General features: G+C 46.3%; 8 protein-coding genes. 4 read left to right on the top strand and 4 right to left on the bottom strand.

Annotated features, from left to right (window positions below):
- Window positions 1-28: 28 nt before the first annotated feature.
- Together IEV16_RS04100 and IEV16_RS04095 are read right to left on the bottom strand one after the other, a co-directional pair.
- Window positions 29-9,073 (bottom strand): isopeptide-forming domain-containing fimbrial protein, encoded by a 9,045-nt coding sequence (locus tag IEV16_RS04100; protein WP_188364417.1) that lies wholly within the window; start codon window positions 9,071-9,073, stop codon window positions 29-31.
- 24 nt (window positions 9,074-9,097) lie between these two features.
- Entirely contained in the window at window positions 9,098-9,427 is a 330-nt protein-coding gene (locus IEV16_RS04095) for a hypothetical protein (protein ID WP_188364416.1), read from the bottom strand.
- 569 nt (window positions 9,428-9,996) lie between these two features.
- On the opposite strand from IEV16_RS04095, the gene IEV16_RS04090 reads away from it, so the two are divergent.
- From IEV16_RS04090 to fghA, 4 genes are all read left to right on the top strand, one after another.
- Window positions 9,997-13,818: a hybrid sensor histidine kinase/response regulator transcription factor gene (locus IEV16_RS04090; protein WP_188364415.1), complete on the top strand. Its 3,822-nt coding sequence runs from the start codon at window positions 9,997-9,999 to the stop codon at window positions 13,816-13,818.
- A gap of 63 nt (window positions 13,819-13,881) precedes the next feature.
- Window positions 13,882-14,781, top strand: coding sequence for a cation diffusion facilitator family transporter (locus IEV16_RS04085; RefSeq protein WP_229728246.1), 900 nt, complete (start codon window positions 13,882-13,884; stop codon window positions 14,779-14,781).
- Window positions 14,782-14,862: 81 nt separating this feature from the next.
- The gene (locus IEV16_RS04080; protein ID WP_188364414.1) at window positions 14,863-15,975 is read left to right on the top strand and encodes an S-(hydroxymethyl)glutathione dehydrogenase/class III alcohol dehydrogenase; all 1,113 of its coding nucleotides are present in this window, start codon (window positions 14,863-14,865) and stop codon (window positions 15,973-15,975) included.
- A gap of 9 nt (window positions 15,976-15,984) precedes the next feature.
- Window positions 15,985-16,821, top strand: a complete 837-nt coding sequence (gene fghA / locus IEV16_RS04075; RefSeq protein WP_188364413.1) for an S-formylglutathione hydrolase — start codon at window positions 15,985-15,987, stop codon at window positions 16,819-16,821.
- Between the two features lie 39 nt (window positions 16,822-16,860).
- Here fghA and IEV16_RS04070 read toward each other — a convergent pair whose 3' ends face one another.
- Window positions 16,861-18,222 carry a Na+/H+ antiporter NhaC family protein gene (locus IEV16_RS04070; protein ID WP_188364412.1) on the bottom strand — a complete coding sequence of 454 codons (1,362 nt, stop codon included), beginning with the start codon at window positions 18,220-18,222 and terminating at the stop codon, window positions 16,861-16,863.
- A 22-nt stretch (window positions 18,223-18,244) separates the two neighbouring features.
- Window positions 18,245-18,556: a N(4)-acetylcytidine aminohydrolase gene (gene yqfB, locus IEV16_RS04065; RefSeq protein WP_188364411.1), complete on the bottom strand. Its 312-nt coding sequence runs from the start codon at window positions 18,554-18,556 to the stop codon at window positions 18,245-18,247.
- Between the last annotated feature and the right edge of the window lie 72 nt (window positions 18,557-18,628).

The raw sequence follows: 18,628 nt of genomic DNA, 5'->3' as shown, positions 1-18,628 counted from the left end.
TTTTTTTAAACGCATTTGTTTAATGCCTTCACATAGACCTGCGACGACGTATCGCCGGTACCGCAATTCCAACACTCATGAGTGCCAATAACAGCAGCGCCCATGTGCTTAAGGTCGGTATCGGGAAGGCCGTGCGGACCTGAGTCGGGTCGTTGACTTCAGTGGTCGTTGGATCATCCGTCACCACCGGCTCCTGACCGCTTTGAGCATCATCATTGGGATCTCCGTTGTTGTTTTCATCCCAGTTAGCATTGGCCTGGTTTTCAATCACCACAGCACCATTTGAATTGATGCGGGTATCAAATTGTATCAACACTTCATGGTTCAGAGCCGATGCCGGTGTATTCGGCGCTGCGCCAAAGTCCGGACTGATCACAGCCGTTAGCTCGATGCGGTTTAAACCGGCGTTATAGACCGGTTGGGTACAGGTACTGGTACCGTCCGGGGTACAACTGCTGGTACCCGTATAGGTTGTGCCGACGGGAATTTCGTCAAAGATAAAGACCGGCAAATCCGTATTGTTATTGGGGTTATACCAATAAAAGGTCCAGTGCAACAAACGCGGATCGGACGCATCCACTTCGACGGTTTTAACGCCCACCGGCGGATTTAAGAATAAACCGGTGGTTTCATCATCATCATTATTCGTGAGATCTTCATCCGGACCATTACTGCCATCATCGCCAATATTAACACTGTTGACTATTTGCTGAACATTCTGCGGCAAGGGATCATCCACATCGACAGCGAATATAACCATACCTGTGTCACCGACATTCAGATTACCCACAAAGTAGGTACAGGAATTACCCGGCGTGGTACCGCTACAACTCCAAGCAGGATCACTGGCACCGGCATTAAATGTGGTGTTGGCCGGAATCGTTTCCGTGATCACAACACCCACTGAATCTTGTGAGCCGATATTTTCATAGTTTAAGGTATAAACAATGGTTTGACCCGGCCCTGAATTCAGACCGCCATCTGTTTTGGTGATGACCAAATCAGGGGCCGCCACCACATCAGTGGGTTCGGTATCGTCATTATTGGTTGGATCCGAATCAGGTCCGTTATTGCCATCATCAATGATACTGACGGTATTATTCAGCGTATCTACACCATCAGGTAAGGCCGCATCGACCAATACCGCAAACTGGATGGTGACCGGTGGATCACCGGCATTCACAGAACCGACATTAAAGGTACAAGCACTGCCGGCATTGCCATTGGGCGAACAGCTCCAACCCGGGGTACTGCTGCCGGCATCAAAACTGGTGTGTAATGGCACCGTATCCGTGATCACCACGCCGGTGGCATCCTGGTCACCGATATTTTCATAACTGATGTCATAAACCAACACATCACCGGCATTCACACTGCTCTGTTGATCAACTTTAGTCACCACCAAATCAGGCGCTGCCGTAACCGGCGTATTGTCACTGCCGCTGTTATTGCTTGTATCAATATCAGGACCGTTGTTACCGTCGTCAGAAATAGTCACCGTGTTGTTTAATTCAGTCACTCCACCGGGTAATGGATTATCCACCGTCACGGCAAAGTTAACCGAACCGGAATCACCGCCATTTAAGGTGCCAACTGAATAAGTACAGCTGCTACCCGCATTACCATTGGGCACACAAGCCCAGCCCGGTGTACTGCTGCCGGCATTGAACGTACTGTGCATCGGCACGGTTTCGTTAAGTTCCACACCGGTGGCACCGATGTTACCCAGGTTCTCATAACTGATGACATAAGTCACCACATCACCCGGTGTCACCGTAACACCACCATCATCTTTGCTCACAGCTAAATCAAGCGCCGTTCCGGTTAAGCTGTCGGTGTCACTGTCGGTATTATTACCCGGTGTCGGGTCGGCACCATTGGTGCCGTCATCGGCCACACTGGCGGCATTGACCACTGAAGTGGCACCAGGCGCCAATGGATTATCGACAATAACCGCAAAACTGACTGCACCGGAACCACCACCTGCGACAGCACCGATGGCAAAAGTACAGACGCTACCGGCCGGTGCACCATTGGCACAACTCCAGCCCGCGCTGCTGTTACCGGCATCGAATGTGGTGTGTGTCGGTACCGTATCCGTAATGGATACACCGGTGGCATTCTGATTACCCACATTGGCATAGCTCAGTGTATAGATTAGGGTATCCCCCGGACTGGCTAACGCCACACCATCATCCTTAACCAAGGTTAAATCCGGCACCGCGTTCACCGGCGTATCGTCGGTATCATTATTGTCACCCGGGGTTGGATCTGGCCCATTATTACCATCATCATTAATAACGACGGCATTGTTGATGGCCGTAACACCGGCGGCCAATGGATTATCCACTTGCACCGCAAAAATCAGACTGCCATTATCACCGGCAGCTAAACTGGCCAGACTCACTGTACAGGTGCTTCCGGCATTATTATCCGGCACGCAAACCCAACTGCCACTGCTGCTTCCGGGTACGAATGTGCTGTTGACCGGTACAGTTTCAGTAATGACCACACCGGTGGCATCCTGATTACCCACATTGCCATAATTTATGGTGTATCCAATCACATCACCCGGTTGCACCGTAACGCCGCCATCATCTTTGCTGACCTGTAAATCAGGTGCTGCATTGATCGGGGTATTATCACTGTCGGTGTTATCACCGGGTGTTAAGTCGTTGCCGTTGGCGCCATCATCGGCAATGGAGGCGGTGTTATTTAATTCATTAACACCTGCGGGTAATGGGTCATCAACGGTTACAGCAAAGTTAACGGTTGTCACAGGATCACTCACAGCAACTGCTCCAATATTTATGGTACATGTACTGCCCGCATTGCCATCAGGTACACAAACCCACCCACCGTTGGAATTGCCGGCATCGAAGGTACTGTTAGCCGGGACCGTTTCTGTAATGACAACACTGGTGGCATCTTGTGTACCCACATTAGAGTAACCCAGGGTATAAATTACCGTACCACCCGGGACAGTCGTGGTCCCGCCATCATCTTTAACAATCACCAAATCAGGCGCACCATCCACTGGAATAATGGTGGGGTCATCAGGGTCCGGCGTGCTTGGATCATTGGAATCAAAATCGGGAACTTCCTGGGAAGCAATCAAAGCCTGATTTACCAACTCATCGACACCGGCCGGTAATGGATTATTAATCACAACCTGATACGTAATGGTCACCGTTGCACCGATATTTAAGGTACCGACATTAACCGCCACTGTGGTATCTCCGGGCGTATTACCGGTGGTCACTGAACCGACATTGGTGGTCACAGAACCCACCACCAAAGTACCATTGGGATCAGGAATATCCGTCACCACAACCGAAGTGGCCGGTGCTTGCCCTGAGTTCACCACCGTAATGGTGTAATTTAAGGTCTCGCCGGGGCTGGCACCACCGGAACCGTTGGTGTCGGCATCTAAAACCACCGACTTATCCGAATCCAAAGCAGGTAACAACAACGTGTCGCTGGCATTGACCGGACCGTAATCCCGCTCATTTGGATCAGTACCGGGTAAACTGCTGGCTTCGGTGATGGTCGCCGTATTCGGTATATTGGTCGGAATGGACACATCGCTGCGTAAAGTGGCATTAAATGTAAAACTCACCACTTCATTCGGCTCCAAAGAGCTGTCAGGCGGTGAAAAATTACCATCGGAACTGATGCGAACCGTGGTTTGATTCGGGCCGGGTCCGGCCACCGTGGTCAAGACAAAACCCACAGGAATGGTCACCGCACTAAAACCACCGGCATCCCAGATATTGGTGTCAAAGACATCTTCAACCACCAAATCATAAGCACTGGCTGAACCACCGGTGTTATTCATGGTTAGGGTAATCGGCACCACATAATCATTGACCGTGCCAAAGGATTTAGCCAGGCCTAAATTGGGCTCAACCACTTCCACATCCGCACTGTCCGTCAACGGTCCGCCGGTGCCGTAAGTAAAGGTCACATTATTGGTTAAGGTATCAATCGCCATATTACCCGGATTGTCGACCAATCGGGCAGTCACCGTCATGGTGATTTGATCACCGGCATCCACCACCCCATCCGGCTGATTAGTAATGTCACCAAAATCAAACACCACGCGATCATTCAGGGTATCAGCATTACTGTCTGAAATAACCGGCGTGCCGGGTAAAGTGGTGTTGGTGATGCTTGTACCTGTGCTGTCGACCGTCGCAGAAATCAATTCCAGATAACCCGGACCGATCGGTAATTGATCGGTGACCACGGCATTGGTGGTGACACCCTCAGGTACAATGATGGTCAAAGTGAAATCAATGGTTTCACCAATGGCCAAATCCGGTACCAAAGGATTGCCCTGGTTATCGCCGGTATCACCCAACGATGAACCGGCTGTGACTTTAACCACCGCCGGATCCGGCGTGATAAAGGAGGTCTGATCGGAATCGGTCGATGTTCGGGTTTGACCGGCCACAATCACCGGCGTCGAGGTATACGATAAATTAGCTGTATTAGCATACGTCTGAGTCGGGTTGACTAAATTATTAACACTCACATCATAAGTGATCGTACAGCTGCTGGGAGCAGGTAACAATGCCAAGGAATTGAAACTAAATTCAATCACTGGTTCTGCGTTTGAATCCACGGTAAAACCGGGACAGGTTGACGAAGCAGTCCCATCATTAATCCACTCCGTACCGGGCACCGGTAAATTATCCTTTACAATCAGGTTAAAAGCATCGGCACTGGAATTGGCCTGGTGAGCAATGGTTAATTGATAGGTGAGTGTATCTCCGGCATCGGCTGTGATCGACGCCGGTAGCGTTGTTTTCGTCACTGTTACAAGCGGCTCCACAATATCCACCAGCGCAGTATCCGTGACAGAACTGCCATCGGCACTGAAAGTGGCCGTATTAACAATATCATTCAGATTGGTCTGGTTAACCGGGTCATCAACAACCACAGCCACCACTTCAAAGGTTATCTCATCATCACTGTTATTAATGCCATCCGGTGCATTGATAATGTTGCCTAAAGTCCAGCTGATGCGATCTAAATAAGTATCCGCATTGGTGTCTGTTGCAACACCCGGATCACCGACAGAACCACCGGGCACCGTTAAATTACCACCAATCGACACAATCTGCGAACTCACCACATCAAACTTAGCCGTGGTATTCGGGAGTTGATCCGTCATGACGGTATTATTGGTGGTGCCTTCGGGTAAAGTCACCGTCATGCGATAAGTCACCAGCTCACCGATGGTTAAATCAGGCTCAGACCCGTTTTGGGCCGTCCCGGTGCTGGGTTCGGAGGTATCGAATACCGTTTTGCTTAAGCCTGAAGCGGTAATGGTTACCGCATGACTTTCGGCATCGGTGCCGACCCGCTCATTGGGTGCCGCACCCGGCATAGACGTCCAGTTAATGGTGGCGGTATTGGTAATCACCTGTTCCGGTGAAACTGAGGTATCAACAGTCACATCGAAACTGATGGTCACCGTTTGGCCAATCGGGAATTCAGCCCAGGTCGCAGTTATGACGCCGCCACTTTCTTGTAAGCTACCCACATCAGGCGCCCAGCCACTGACCACTTGTAAATTACCGGCAAACGTTAAATCGGCCGGAATGGTGTCACTTAAAGTCGCTTCAAAAGCCCGCGCAGACGAAGGTGGTACGGTATTATCAATGGTGATGGTGTAGGTGATGGTGTCACCGGCATCGGCACTGTTCACCGATCCGGATTTATTGACATTCAGAATAGGCTCAACCACTTCAACATCCGCCGATCCCGAAACATTGAGACCGGTGTTATACTGAATCAGGACATTGTTGGTTAACACTTCTATACCTGAATTCACCGCGGCACTGGTCACCACACCGGTGACTTGTACCACAATCTGATCATCGGCATTGACAACCCCGTCTGGGGTATTGGTTACAGCGCCGAAATCGAAAGTGACCACATTATCGTTGGCACCGCTGATAATACCCGGATCACCCGGATTCCAGGTATTGGTTGGGGTCAAGTTAGCACCCACTGAAATTACTTGAGAACCGGTCACTTGCATTTGACCGGTGGCATTATCCGGTAAGGTGTCGGTAATAATCACCGATGGCGATACACCTTCGGCTAAGGTCGCGACAATGTTAAAAGTCACTTCTTCACCGATGGTCAAATCCACCAAACCGGGATTACCCTGCCCTGACACACCTTCTGATTGTTCGGTACTGGTAGCCGGCAGCACAGATTTGACCACTTGGGCCGGCGCAATATTGACATCCGCATCGTCTGTTACCGGCCCATAAGTGCGCTCGTCCAGACTTGCTCCCGGCAGAGAACTGCCACTGGTCGAGGCGATATTATTTAACACATCACCGGACTCGGCAGTTGGATCGATTTGTACCTGAAAGGTGACTGTCACTGAACCACTCACGGCGACTGAAGCCACATCCACACGTACGGTGGTATCACCCGGGGTATTACCTGTGGTGATGACACCTGATGTTGTGTTAACCGAACCGACCACTAAGTTTAAGTCCGGATCTGTTAAGGCATCACTGATGACCACATCAAAAGCCGGACTGGTGCCTGTGTTGTTCATCACCACCGTATAAGTCACGGTATCACCGGCATCAGCATTGCTGGGTGACACAGTTTTATTAATGGTTAAAGCCGGTTCTCGAATGCGCAAATTAGGCGCACTGTCACTCGCTGAACTGCTGTCAGAGGTAAAACTTGCGGCATTATTTCTGTTATTTCCATTTTGATTGGCTCCAACATCATTAACCAAAACACTGTAAGTAATGGTGATGGTTTCAGCAACACCGTTATTGGTGTTGCCATTTGTCAGGTTGCCAAAATCAAAACTGGCATTTCGGGTTCCGATGCTGCCGCTTGCACCCGCCAGCACGGCAGCAAAGCCACCGGCCACGTCTGTTGTAATATCTCCACTTGATGGCACGATGGAATCAAACGATAAAAAGGTTAAACCATTATCCAGTTGATCGGTTACAACGGCATTGGTTGCCACACCTTCCGGCAACGTGATTTCAACCTGATATTGAATCACTTCACCAATCGTGATGGTGCCATTATTACCATCCACATTAGGCGCAATCGAAACAATGGTTTTATCCATGGTCGGCTGACCGATTGTGGCTGTGGCATCATCTGAAACAGTCGGGAAATTAACCGCGCCGGATTGAGATGCATAATCAGCCGTGGCGGTATTGGTCAAGGTGCTACCAATTTCAACCGCAGAAGCCACTGTACAATTAACTGTCACCAAAACCGTGTCTGTGCCATAGGGCGCCCCAATCGTACCATCGTTAGCTGCCAAAGGGTTCGTGAGCGTTATACCGGTTCCAATACTTCCGCTATAAGCCAAAACATCGCCATTGCCATCGGTCACTGTACTGACTGAACAAGCCGTTAATCCCGCCACAGCCGGGTCAGTAATCACCACATCATAAGCCGGTGCTCCACCAACATTTTCAAGTGTTAATTGATAGCTAATGCTGTCTCCGGCATCAACGTTTGTAACATCACCATCCACCGGTAACACACCCGTTGATGGGTTGATGTTACCTTGGTCAGCAGATACAACGCCTTTGGTCATGTGCAATTCTGGTGCGCGAACTTGGATCAAAACCGGGGTGATACCTGTCGACACCTCTGCTTCAGTATTCGAGGTGCTGACACGCAATAAATTAGCTAAACTCAGATTATCTGCAAACGGATCATCCGTGACAACCACATCCACCAGTACCGATAAGGTTTGCGGTGTTGTGGTGGTAATATTCGGCCAGTTAATCGTCAGGCTATTGGTGCCCGCATCTGTCGTTATACTGGTTGGCGTTAATCCCAAGGTATCTGATAGATCCAGGCTAATGCTGCTGTTGGGTAAAGGTAAACTCGTATCAATGGTGGTGGCATCAAATACCGGTAATGGAAAAAAGTCTTCAAAAACAACCCCATTGGTGTCCCCGGAAGGAACGGCCAAACTCAACCGATATGTGACAGTATCACCAGGCATATAGGGTCCGGTGCTCACAACATCTTTACTAATGGCAACCGGTGCAACCAGAATGGTCGCCGCAGAGTCATCACCACAAGCCGACGCGCCTTCAACTAAATCATAATCCAAATCAACCGTATTGCTTAAGGGGTCACTGGCTAACACCGCATTACCGGAGTTATAAGATTGGTTCACTGTGGCATCGTAGCTGAGGGTGAAACCCGAGCCGGCAGTGACGGTGCCGTTGGCTGCGGTTACATCAAAAATCAAAGTGGTTTGACCTGCCGCCGGTGTGTTGTTTTGCACCGTTGGTGTCACGCCGCCTGACAGCACTGAATTAAATGTAACTCCATCGGGCAACACATCGGTCAAAATCACCCGATTGGCATTACCGTAGTCACTGAGTTGTGCGTTCAATGTATAGGTCACCGTATCACCCGGATTAACCACGCCCGGTGAAGCCGATTTTTGCACACTCATGTGCTCAAGCTGAATGGTGTTGCTGTCGGATAATTGTGGAATGGCTGTGGCATTGAAATCAGCATCGAGTGTGGCTGTATTAATCGCCTGATCTTTTTGACAGGTGGTTTCATCCAGCACATCATCAAAATAGCCACTGTAACTGACAACCACATCATTTGAAGCAGCCGTACCGTTAACGCTATCGCACGTTATACTAATGTTCGGCAATCCTGAAACACAGTTAACACCACCCGAGATATTAATAGAACCTGTATCCAATACAAATTGTGGCGGTAAAACATCATTAATCACGATGTTATCAATGGTGTTATTGTTGGCAACATCAACATTTAACGTATAGCTTACCGGCCAACTTGGCCCTGGTGGCCGCTCGCCTTCAGGGGCATTATTACTTTTTTCAAACGTCACCAGTATTGGGGTGATATTGAAATCATCCGTCGTGCCAACTATCGGCCCGTTATTTCCAGTCGGCGTATCTCCAAATTCATAGGCAGGAGTTACTGAAACCGGTAACGGTACATTGACAGTCGCAGTCGGGTCTATGTCTAAGCAAACATTAAACGTTAAAGGCGGGCCTCCGGCAACCACAGAACCAATTTGAGGCTGAATAATTTAAAAAGAATCGCCAGGATTACCCGTAACGGTTTGACCGGTCACCGGATCAATCAGTTCATGTGGTGGCGTAAGCGGAAAAGTCCCCACAAACGTGGTTGGAACCGTTAATCCAAAGAGCTCCGTCGTTGAATAGTTCAACCCCACCGGAACTGTTAACTGAAGATAAGGTCCATAACCCGGTGAACCTGTATTCTGGAATTCAACGTCAGTACAAATTTGTGTACCCGGAAAATCCTGGCCATCTGCAGCGGGTATGGTGCTGGGCACTTGAGCAAGAGACAGGCCACTTATCAGCAGACCAATAAAAATAAAACTTAACTTATTCATAAGTTGGGGGACTCCTCTATAAACAACAATTTGCTTACTTAAATATTATTTCAGCCAACAAAAATTGCCAACCAATACTAAAATAGCGTAAAAAAAATAACGCCTATAAAAACGTATTGCATTCTACATGAATAGAAATGAATACAACTAATATTTCATCAAACAGATGCTACTTAAATCATTTTTTTATTAAAAACTTGCTGTTTTACCCAAAACTGACAAAAATTTGTGCCACTTTAATGTGATAAACATCACATATTCGAAAAGCTATTCATGGCAAAGGCATCAAAACTTATGACAATATTAGCAATGTCGCGATTATATATTTAAAAATGCAAAATTTTGCGAATTCTAAATGTTTGAGAAAGATTGCAAACACAATGAGACATTTCGTCAAATGGAATAATGGCATAATGTTTGTCTTTAGTCGCATTAAAAATTGGCATCATATTTAAAGATAATGAAAACCAGACATGTTTAGTCCAAAAATTCACCGTCTAGCCACCAAAAACAGATCATTTAAAATGGTTTACAAATTCACAACACCCTTCCGGTTCGCAGTTTTTTTCATGTGTCTTTTATTCACGACTCAACTCATCGCATTCGACGATAAATACAGTCTTTATAATGTCGTTAAACAATACACCAAAGACAACGGACTGCCCGTTAATGCAGTCACTGATTTAGCCATCGATCGCGAGGGGTTTTTGTGGGTTGCCACTCATGACGGATTGCTGAGGTTTGACGGATTGGGTTTTAAATTGCTCAACACCAACAGTCACACTGACATGCCGAGCAATCAAGTGAGAATGATTAAGCCGCTCGATTCTGGTGGTCTCTTGGTGTTATTTGGGGTGAGTCAGCTGTATTTATTTTTTGATGATACATTTTTGCCGGTCGGTGAAGTTACACTTGACAGTTTTGCGCTCACTCAAAACCAGTTATGGTTTGGTACCAAACACGGTCTCTATGTGCGTGATTTAAGCAACCACCAAACCCGAGAAATTGAAAATGGCATTCAGGTCTCTTCACTGACCTTAAATGATATGGGTGTCTATTTCGCCGATACACAATGCCAGTTGTACTTTTATTCTTTTCAAACAAATAAAAGTACAGCTAAAGCAAAACTAACATGTGAAAAGGTTAACGAGATGAAAATCTCAAACAACAATGAATGGGCAATTGGCACCAATAATGGTGTGTTTATCCTGGGAAAAAAAGTAAAACAATATTTACCTGAACAGCAAATCCTTAAGCTTTCTTGGATAAACAATCAGCTGTACACGCTGAGTGGGTCACTGCACATAATTGATACTGATGGAACAGTTGTTGGTTTAAGCCAACCTAATGAATCTATCGTATACCTCGATTCACCGGCACGCCTCGATGATAACGGAGATATGTGGATTAACGGTTTTTCAACGCTGTGGGTAAACAACGACATTGCATATAACGCCAATTCATCCATTTTTAAACATGTGGTCGATAAACAAGGGGGACTCTGGGTGGCCACAAAAGGGGACGGATTAATTTATCTCCGTAAGCCGGTGATGCAAACGTTTGGGTTGGATAAAAACCAATTACAATCAGGCTTTGTCACATCTGTTGACAAAACCTCTGATGGAAATTATTTAGCCATCGATACCACTGGTTTATATCGATTCAATCCTCAAAAACCCAACTGGCATAAATACGAGTCCTTTTCCATGGCAAGGATTTTTTTGAACAATTCAAAAGGCAATATTTGGGTTGCTAACAACGGTTTATGCCGATTAAATCGCCAAGATCAATGTATTAAACAACCCTACCCTGTTTCAGCCTATAGCGATGTCCAATTATTATTTGAAGATTCTGAAGGCAAAATATGGGTTGGCAGTGAAGAAGGACTGTTTGTTCAGCATAACAATAACTGGCAACAATTAGAAGATCACAATAACCAGTATGTGTTTGCCACTGAGGTTCCTAATATCGGTGTCTTTTTGGCCAGTCGACAACAAGGTATCAGCCTGTTTAAAAACAAACAAAAAATTGATCAGATCGATATACATGATGGTTTACCGACCAATAAAATCAGAACCTTCTATTTTAACCCTGATATCTTTACTGACGGAATCCTGGTGGGTACCGAAGATAAAGGCCTGTGTTTATGGCAATTTAAAGGTGAACTTGTTCGTTGTGCAAATGAGGCAGAAGGTTTACCACATTATGGCATTCACCGTATTTTATCGGACAGAAAGAATCGTCTGTGGATAAGTTCAAATAAAGGCATATATGCCCTTGAACGAAATGACATATTAGATTATTTTAACTTTAAAAGCAATTTTTTACCCAGCCACAGATTTGGTAAAAGTGACGGTATGGCAGATTCTGAGGCCAATGGCGGTGTCCAAACTTCTGGAACCATAGGCCATGAAGGTGATTTGTGGTTTCCCACACAAAAAGGGATTGTCCGGATACCAGCCAACGACCTGGAATTCACTGAAACACCGCTAACACCTTATTTTAAAGAGGTTATTGTGGGTGGTATAAAACAATCGCCGGATCAGCCAATTATTATAAAAGACCCGGAGCATAGGCATCTAACTGTGTCCGTCTCAACCATTGCCCTGGGCTTGTCTGATGGTATACGATTTCGCTATCGACTGAAATCAAACCACCCATGGAATGAAATAGAACGTTCACAAGAAGTCAGTTTTGATGCCTTACCGGTGGGCCAACATAACCTATCATTTCAAGCAGCACGATATGGCCACTGGATTGGCCCGACAACGCAACTTGCCATCCAAGTCAAACCAACACTTTATGAAACCTTCTGGTTTCGAATTAGCATTATTATATTTATTGCATTACTGTTATTTTGGTGGATACACACTCTTCGCAAAAGAAAAGACACCCTTGAAATCGAAGTCCATAAAAGAACAACGCAATTAAGCAAAGCGCTAGAGACCATATCAAAACAAAACAACAAAATAAAAAAGGAAGCGGATCGAAAACAACAGCATTTTCTGGATTTAAGTCATGAATTAAGAACACCGTTAACCCTCGTTATGGGGCCTCTTCAAGGTGAATCCCCCATCAAACCAGACACCCGAAAAATGATGGTCAACAACAGTAAACGTTTACTTCACCTGATCAATCAAATGCTAAAACTGGAACAACTCGACTTGTTTGACAGTAAAACCAATCTCACAACCGTGTCATTAACAACACGTTGTCAATTGGGGGCTGATCAATTTAAACATAAAATGACCAAACAAAAACTTCGTTTTGAATTAGATAATTCAGATAATGAACTTTTTATTCAAGGTAACACGGAAGAAATTGACACCTTAATTATCAATCTAATATCAAACGCCGTTAAATTCACCCCACCAGGCGGTCTCATTCGTCTCAGCACAACGTCTCAGGATGCCAAATTATGCACATTAACGATTGAAGACAGCGGACCCGGTATTCCAACCGCAAAACGTAATCAAATATTTAACCGTTTTGTGCGTTTGAATCAAGAGGATATTTCCGGAAGCGGTCTGGGACTGTCTATTGTCAAACGAATTGTCACGCGTCATCATGGCAGTATAACGGTTAATAAAAGCGCGCTAGGCGGTGCTCAATTCCAAGTTACTTTGCCGCTGACTAAAACAAAACAAACTGAACAAACCCATAACAAATCATCTAAACAGACAGTTATGGTGGTGGATGATAATGCAGATATATTGCACTACATTAAATCCATCCTATCAGACAAATATCAAGTCATTACCATACAATCAGCCAAGGAATGTTTAAACACAATACCTCGAACTCGTCCTGATATACTGATTGTTGATATTGGCATGCCGGATATGAACGGCTTCGAATTGGTGGCCGCCGTAAGACAAAACATAGAATCAAAGAACATACCGGTCATATTTGCCACTGCCCGAGCACACCCAAATGACCATGTTAAAGCCATTGAAACAGGTGGAGATGCTTTTATGACAAAACCGTTTACAGCTGAGCAATTGCTAGCCTATGTTAAACGTTTCTTAACAACCAAGACCAACTTAGAACATTCAAAATCATCGAAAGACCAACCCAAAAGCTTGCTTAATCGCTCTGAAACAATCATTTTAGACGCCCTCAGTGATGCTAATTTTGGTGTTGAAGAACTGGCCTCTGAACTGGCCATGAGTCGCAGCGCTTTGTACCGCAAATTTAAACAAGAAGTTAATTTTTCACCGGCTGAATACATAAGTCGTTGTCGGATGGAACGGGCCGGACAATTACTACAAGACACCACGCTAAGTGTCGCTAAAGTGTCACAGATGACCGGATTTAAACAAGTGTCAACCTTTACCCGAAGCTTTCGTCGTTTTTACGGACACAACCCAACAGAACATAGAAATCAATAAGTGAATACTGTTACCGATATCTATATTGGTTACAATAGAATCTTATTTAAAGGAAGTTAACGCGTGTCAGACAGCCACCATCACGATCACAATATAAGCGTCAACCAAGACAATAAGAAACGTGTTTTTATTGCCATGCTCATGACCTTTGGCTTTATGCTAGCGGAAGTTATTGGCGGAATTATTTCCGGTTCCTTGGCCTTATTAGCCGATGCCGGACATATGTTGAGTGATGGTGTGTCGTTATTACTATCCTGGGTGGCGTTTATTTACAGCGATAAGCAGGCTGATTTTAAACGCACCTTTGGCTGGCATCGGTTTCAGACCCTGGCGGCATTCGTTAATGGACTGACTTTATTGGCGATTGCGGTCTGGATTATCTGGGAAGCCGGCTGGCGCTTCTATCAGCCGGTCGAAGTCATGGCCAAACCCATGTTTATTATTGCCGTTTTGGGTTTACTGGTGAATGTGATTGTTTTTAAAATCCTGCAAGGCGGTGACCATGACAACCTGAACCTGAAAAGCGCGATGATTCATGTGATGGGTGATTTGCTTGGTTCTGTGGCGGCTATTTTGGCAGCGGTTTTGATTTATCTGTTTGCCTGGAATTGGGCCGATCCTTTATTGTCATTGTTAGTGGCGCTGCTGATTATGCGTTCAGGCTGGTTTGTGGTGAAGAAAGCCACCCATATTCTGTTAGAAGGCTCGCCGGATGTCATCGATATTGAAGCAGTCAAAAACAAGATTATCGCAGACATTAAAACCGTCACCGATGTCCACCATGTCCACACCTGGTCATTAACCAATGACAAGCACCTGATGTCACTACACATCAAAGTGAATGAACATGTGGATGACTATGATGTGCTGTGGGAAACCAAAGAGCTCATTCAACACAATTTCCCAATTTTCCACACCACCATTCAGATCGAACATCTTGATTGTCCTGATGACAGCTGTTGATAGGCTTTAACCGGCTACTTATCTTAACTCTTAACAGCTTGCATGTTACAATGGTTTGTTTTGATTTAGAGACCACATACCATGAAAATAAAAGCCGCTGTGGCCTGGGAAGCGGACCAACCTTTGCAAATTGAAGAGATTGATTTAGCCGGCCCCAAAAACGGCGAAGTCCTGATTAAAATGGTTGCTACCGGGGTTTGTCATACCGATGCTTACACCTTATCCGGTGACGATCCTGAAGGTCTGTTTCCGGTGGTACTCGGCCATGAAGGCGGTGCCATTGTGGTTGAAACCGGTGCCGGTGTGACCTCTGTGCAGAAAGACGATCATGTCATTCCCCTCTACACGCCTGAATGTGGCAAATGTAATTTCTGTACATCCGGCAAAACCAACCTGTGCCAGGCCATCCGCGAAACCCAAGGCAAAGGTCTGATGCCTGACGGCACCAGCCGCCTGTCAAAGAATGGCGAGATGATTCATCATTATATGGGCACATCGACCTTTGCCGAATATGCTGTGGTGCCGGAAATTGCCCTGGCTAAAATTAATAAACAAGCGCCTTTGGATAAAGTCTGCCTACTTGGCTGTGGCATCACAACAGGTATTGGTGCCGTAACCAATACCGCTAAGGTGGAACCCGGTTCAACCGTCGCTGTCTTTGGTTTAGGCGGTATCGGTCTGGGTGTGATTCAGGGCGCCGTTTTATCCGGTGCCAAACGCATTATTGGTGTGGATATTAATCCGGATAAATTTGAATTCGCCCGACAAATGGGCGCCACCGATTTTATTAACCCGAAAGAACATGATGTCCCGATTCAAGAAGTCATCATTGATGCCACCGATGGCGGAGTCGATTATTCCTTCGAATGTGTCGGCAATGTGAACTTAATGCGATCGGCCCTGGAATGTTGCCATAAGGGCTGGGGCGAATCAGTCATTATCGGTGTCGCCGGTGCCGGTCAGGAAATTTCAACCCGACCGTTTCAGCTGGTCACAGGTCGGGTCTGGCGCGGTTCTGCTTTTGGCGGTGTGAAAGGCCGCAGTCAGCTGCCCGGTATGGTTGATCAATACTTAGCAGGCGATATTAAAGTCGATGAATTTGTCTCTCACACCATGCCGCTTGAAGACATTAATAAAGCCTTTGATTTCATGCACAAAGGCGACGGCATTCGTTCTGTCATTACGTTTGATTAAGGTATACACATGGAAACACTCAAAAAGCACCGTTGTTTCGACGGTCAATTAGGTTTTTACAAACACGACTCTGAAGTCAATAATGCACCGATGACTTTTGCGGTTTATATGCCGCCACAGGCAAAAAAGAAACGGGTGCCGGTGTTGTTTTATTTATCCGGTCTCACCTGTACCGAAGAGAACTTTATGGCCAAAGCCGGCGCCCAGCAATATGCCGCTAAACACGGCATTGCCCTGGTCAGTATGGACACCAGCCCCCGTGATTTGGGCTTGCCGGGCGAAGAAGACAGTTATGATTTTGGCGCAGGTGCCGGTTTTTATGTCAACGCCACCGAACAACCCTGGGCGAGATACTATCAAATGTACGATTATGTGGTGGATGAACTTCCGGCCCTGATTTTTGAACATTTTCGGATTGATAAAGACCGTGTCAGCATCTTTGGTCATTCTATGGGTGGTCACGGCGCGCTGGTAATTGCCTTGCGAAATCCAGGTAAATATCGCTCAGTCAGTGCCTTTTCACCGATTGTGGCGCCCATGCATAACGACTGGGGAACAAAAGCTTTCAGTGGTTATTTAGGTGATAACAAAGAAACCTGGAAGCAATACGACACCTGCGAACTGGTCAAAGAAACCAACAGCAACATTCCTTTGTTTGTGGATCAGGGCATGAAAGATGAGTTTCTTACCGATTACTTGCAGCCCGAGCGTTTAGAAGCGGTGTGCCAGGAACAAAACCACCCGCTCACTTTGCGCAAACATAATGGCTACGACCACAGCTATTACTTTATCAGTACTTTTATGGAAGATCACATCGACTACCATGCTGATTTGTTGTTAGCTTAGATTTTTCAAGCGCGGTCTTCAGCACCGCGCTTTTTTTAATCAAGACGAATAAAACAACCCAAAAAGCACATACAAAATAACACTCAAGCCACCACCCACCAACGCATAAGGTAATTGCGTTCTGACATGATCCAACAAATCACAGCCGGCCGCTAAGGAGGCAATCACCGTGGTGTCGGAAATCGGCGAGGCATGATCGCCAAACACCGAACCACCCAACACCGCACCCAGCACCAAACCCGGTGAAATCCCCAAAGTCACCGCCAATGGAATGGCAATCGGAATCAGAATACCGAATGTCCCCCAGGAGGTGCCGGTGGTAAAAGAAATAAAACCCGATAATACAAACACCAGCGCCGGAATCGCCCACACCGGAATAAAATCACCAATAGCTCCGGCCACAAATTCACCTGTTTTTAAATCACCCATGGCACTGGATAACGCAAAAGCAAGCAACACCAATGCCACCAAAGGCAGTAAATGACCCATTCCTGTAAACGCTTCATGCATCAGTTCTTTGGTTGGTTTTTTGGCATCAAACCGCAACAAGGCAAAAGCCAGCATGGTCGCCAGTATCACTGACCACAGCACCGACTCAGAACCCGAGCCTTGCCGTAAATCACCGTCACCGGTGAGGTACATAAACACTAAGATACTCGACACCATTAAAATCAATGGCCACAGCATATAACGCTTTTTAGTGGCTTCGGGTAAAGACTCACTGGTTGTGGTCACCCTACAGTTTGCTTCCATGGTTTTTAGTGGACCGTGCACGCGGGCACTGATGACGGTATAAAAAACCAGAATCAAAGTAATAATGGCATAAAAATTAAAACCGATGCTGCTGACCATCACCGCCACCGGATCGGCAACCTGAGTCTCCTGAACATAACCTAATATCGCCGCACCCCAGCCATTAAGTAGAATCAAGACACTGATGGGCGCACAGGTGGCATCGATAATATAGGCCAAACGCAATCGACTCATATGATAACGATCAAATAAGGCCTGAGAAGAAATACCGGCAGTCAATACGCTCATATTGGTGTCGATAAAAATACTGCTGCCTAATAAGGCCGGCAACAATCCGGCTTTGCGTTGATTATTGACCCAACGCTTACGGGTCAGCCAATCCACAAAAGCCGTTACACCACCTGAAATTTTGATCAGCTGGATCAAGCCGCCAATCAATAAACTGAATAAAAGAATACGGGTGTTATAGGCGCTGCCAAAGACATCGACAATTCGTTCCACGGTATCGGTAAAGGCAAACACCGGATTGCCACCAACTAAAATGAGCGACGCGGTAATAATCGCCAGAAGCAATGCAATCGTGACTTCACGACGCCAAATGGCATAAATAATCGCCACCAACGGCGGTAAAATACTTAACCAACCCATATTGTTTGACCTGTGGGAATAATCATTGGATTAGTTTAAAGGAAATCACCGTTAAATGGTCAATCCCGGGATAAATTTCCGCAATCAATTTTTTCAGGGCAGTCAACGACATCGCCTCTCGCTCGGCATGGGACTCATTCAAATCCTGGAAACAAATGGCCTCAACAGCAGTAATTTCAATCTCAGCAACACGCTCACCATTCGAATCACGTAACACATCCAGCCGCGACCCGGGCTTATATCGGTACCCGGATGCACTGCGAATGGTGATGGTTTTATCACCACTTAAAATAGCCGGAATTAAATTATCATAAAAACGGATTGAGCGAGACATTACTACCCGTGGTGCATTTAGGCAATTTTGATTTTTAGGTTGTTAATATTTCTGTTTTCGAGGTAGTTAATC

Source organism: Marinicella pacifica (assembly GCF_014636635.1).
GTDB lineage: Bacteria > Pseudomonadota > Gammaproteobacteria > Xanthomonadales > Marinicellaceae > Marinicella > Marinicella pacifica.
The sequence above is the reverse complement of the archived record's forward strand: the minus strand, read 5'-3'. Positions and strand labels throughout refer to the sequence as shown.

Coding starts and splice junctions, on each gene's coding strand:
- IEV16_RS04095 (WP_188364416.1), bottom strand. CDS start 9,427: ATGAATAAGTTAAGTTTTATTTTTATTGGTCTGCTGATAAGTGGCCTG.
- IEV16_RS04090 (WP_188364415.1), top strand. CDS start 9,997: ATGTGTCTTTTATTCACGACTCAACTCATCGCATTCGACGATAAATAC.
- IEV16_RS04080 (WP_188364414.1), top strand. CDS start 14,863: ATGAAAATAAAAGCCGCTGTGGCCTGGGAAGCGGACCAACCTTTGCAA.
- fghA (WP_188364413.1), top strand. CDS start 15,985: ATGGAAACACTCAAAAAGCACCGTTGTTTCGACGGTCAATTAGGTTTT.
- IEV16_RS04070 (WP_188364412.1), bottom strand. CDS start 18,222: ATGGGTTGGTTAAGTATTTTACCGCCGTTGGTGGCGATTATTTATGCC.
- yqfB (WP_188364411.1), bottom strand. CDS start 18,556: ATGTCTCGCTCAATCCGTTTTTATGATAATTTAATTCCGGCTATTTTA.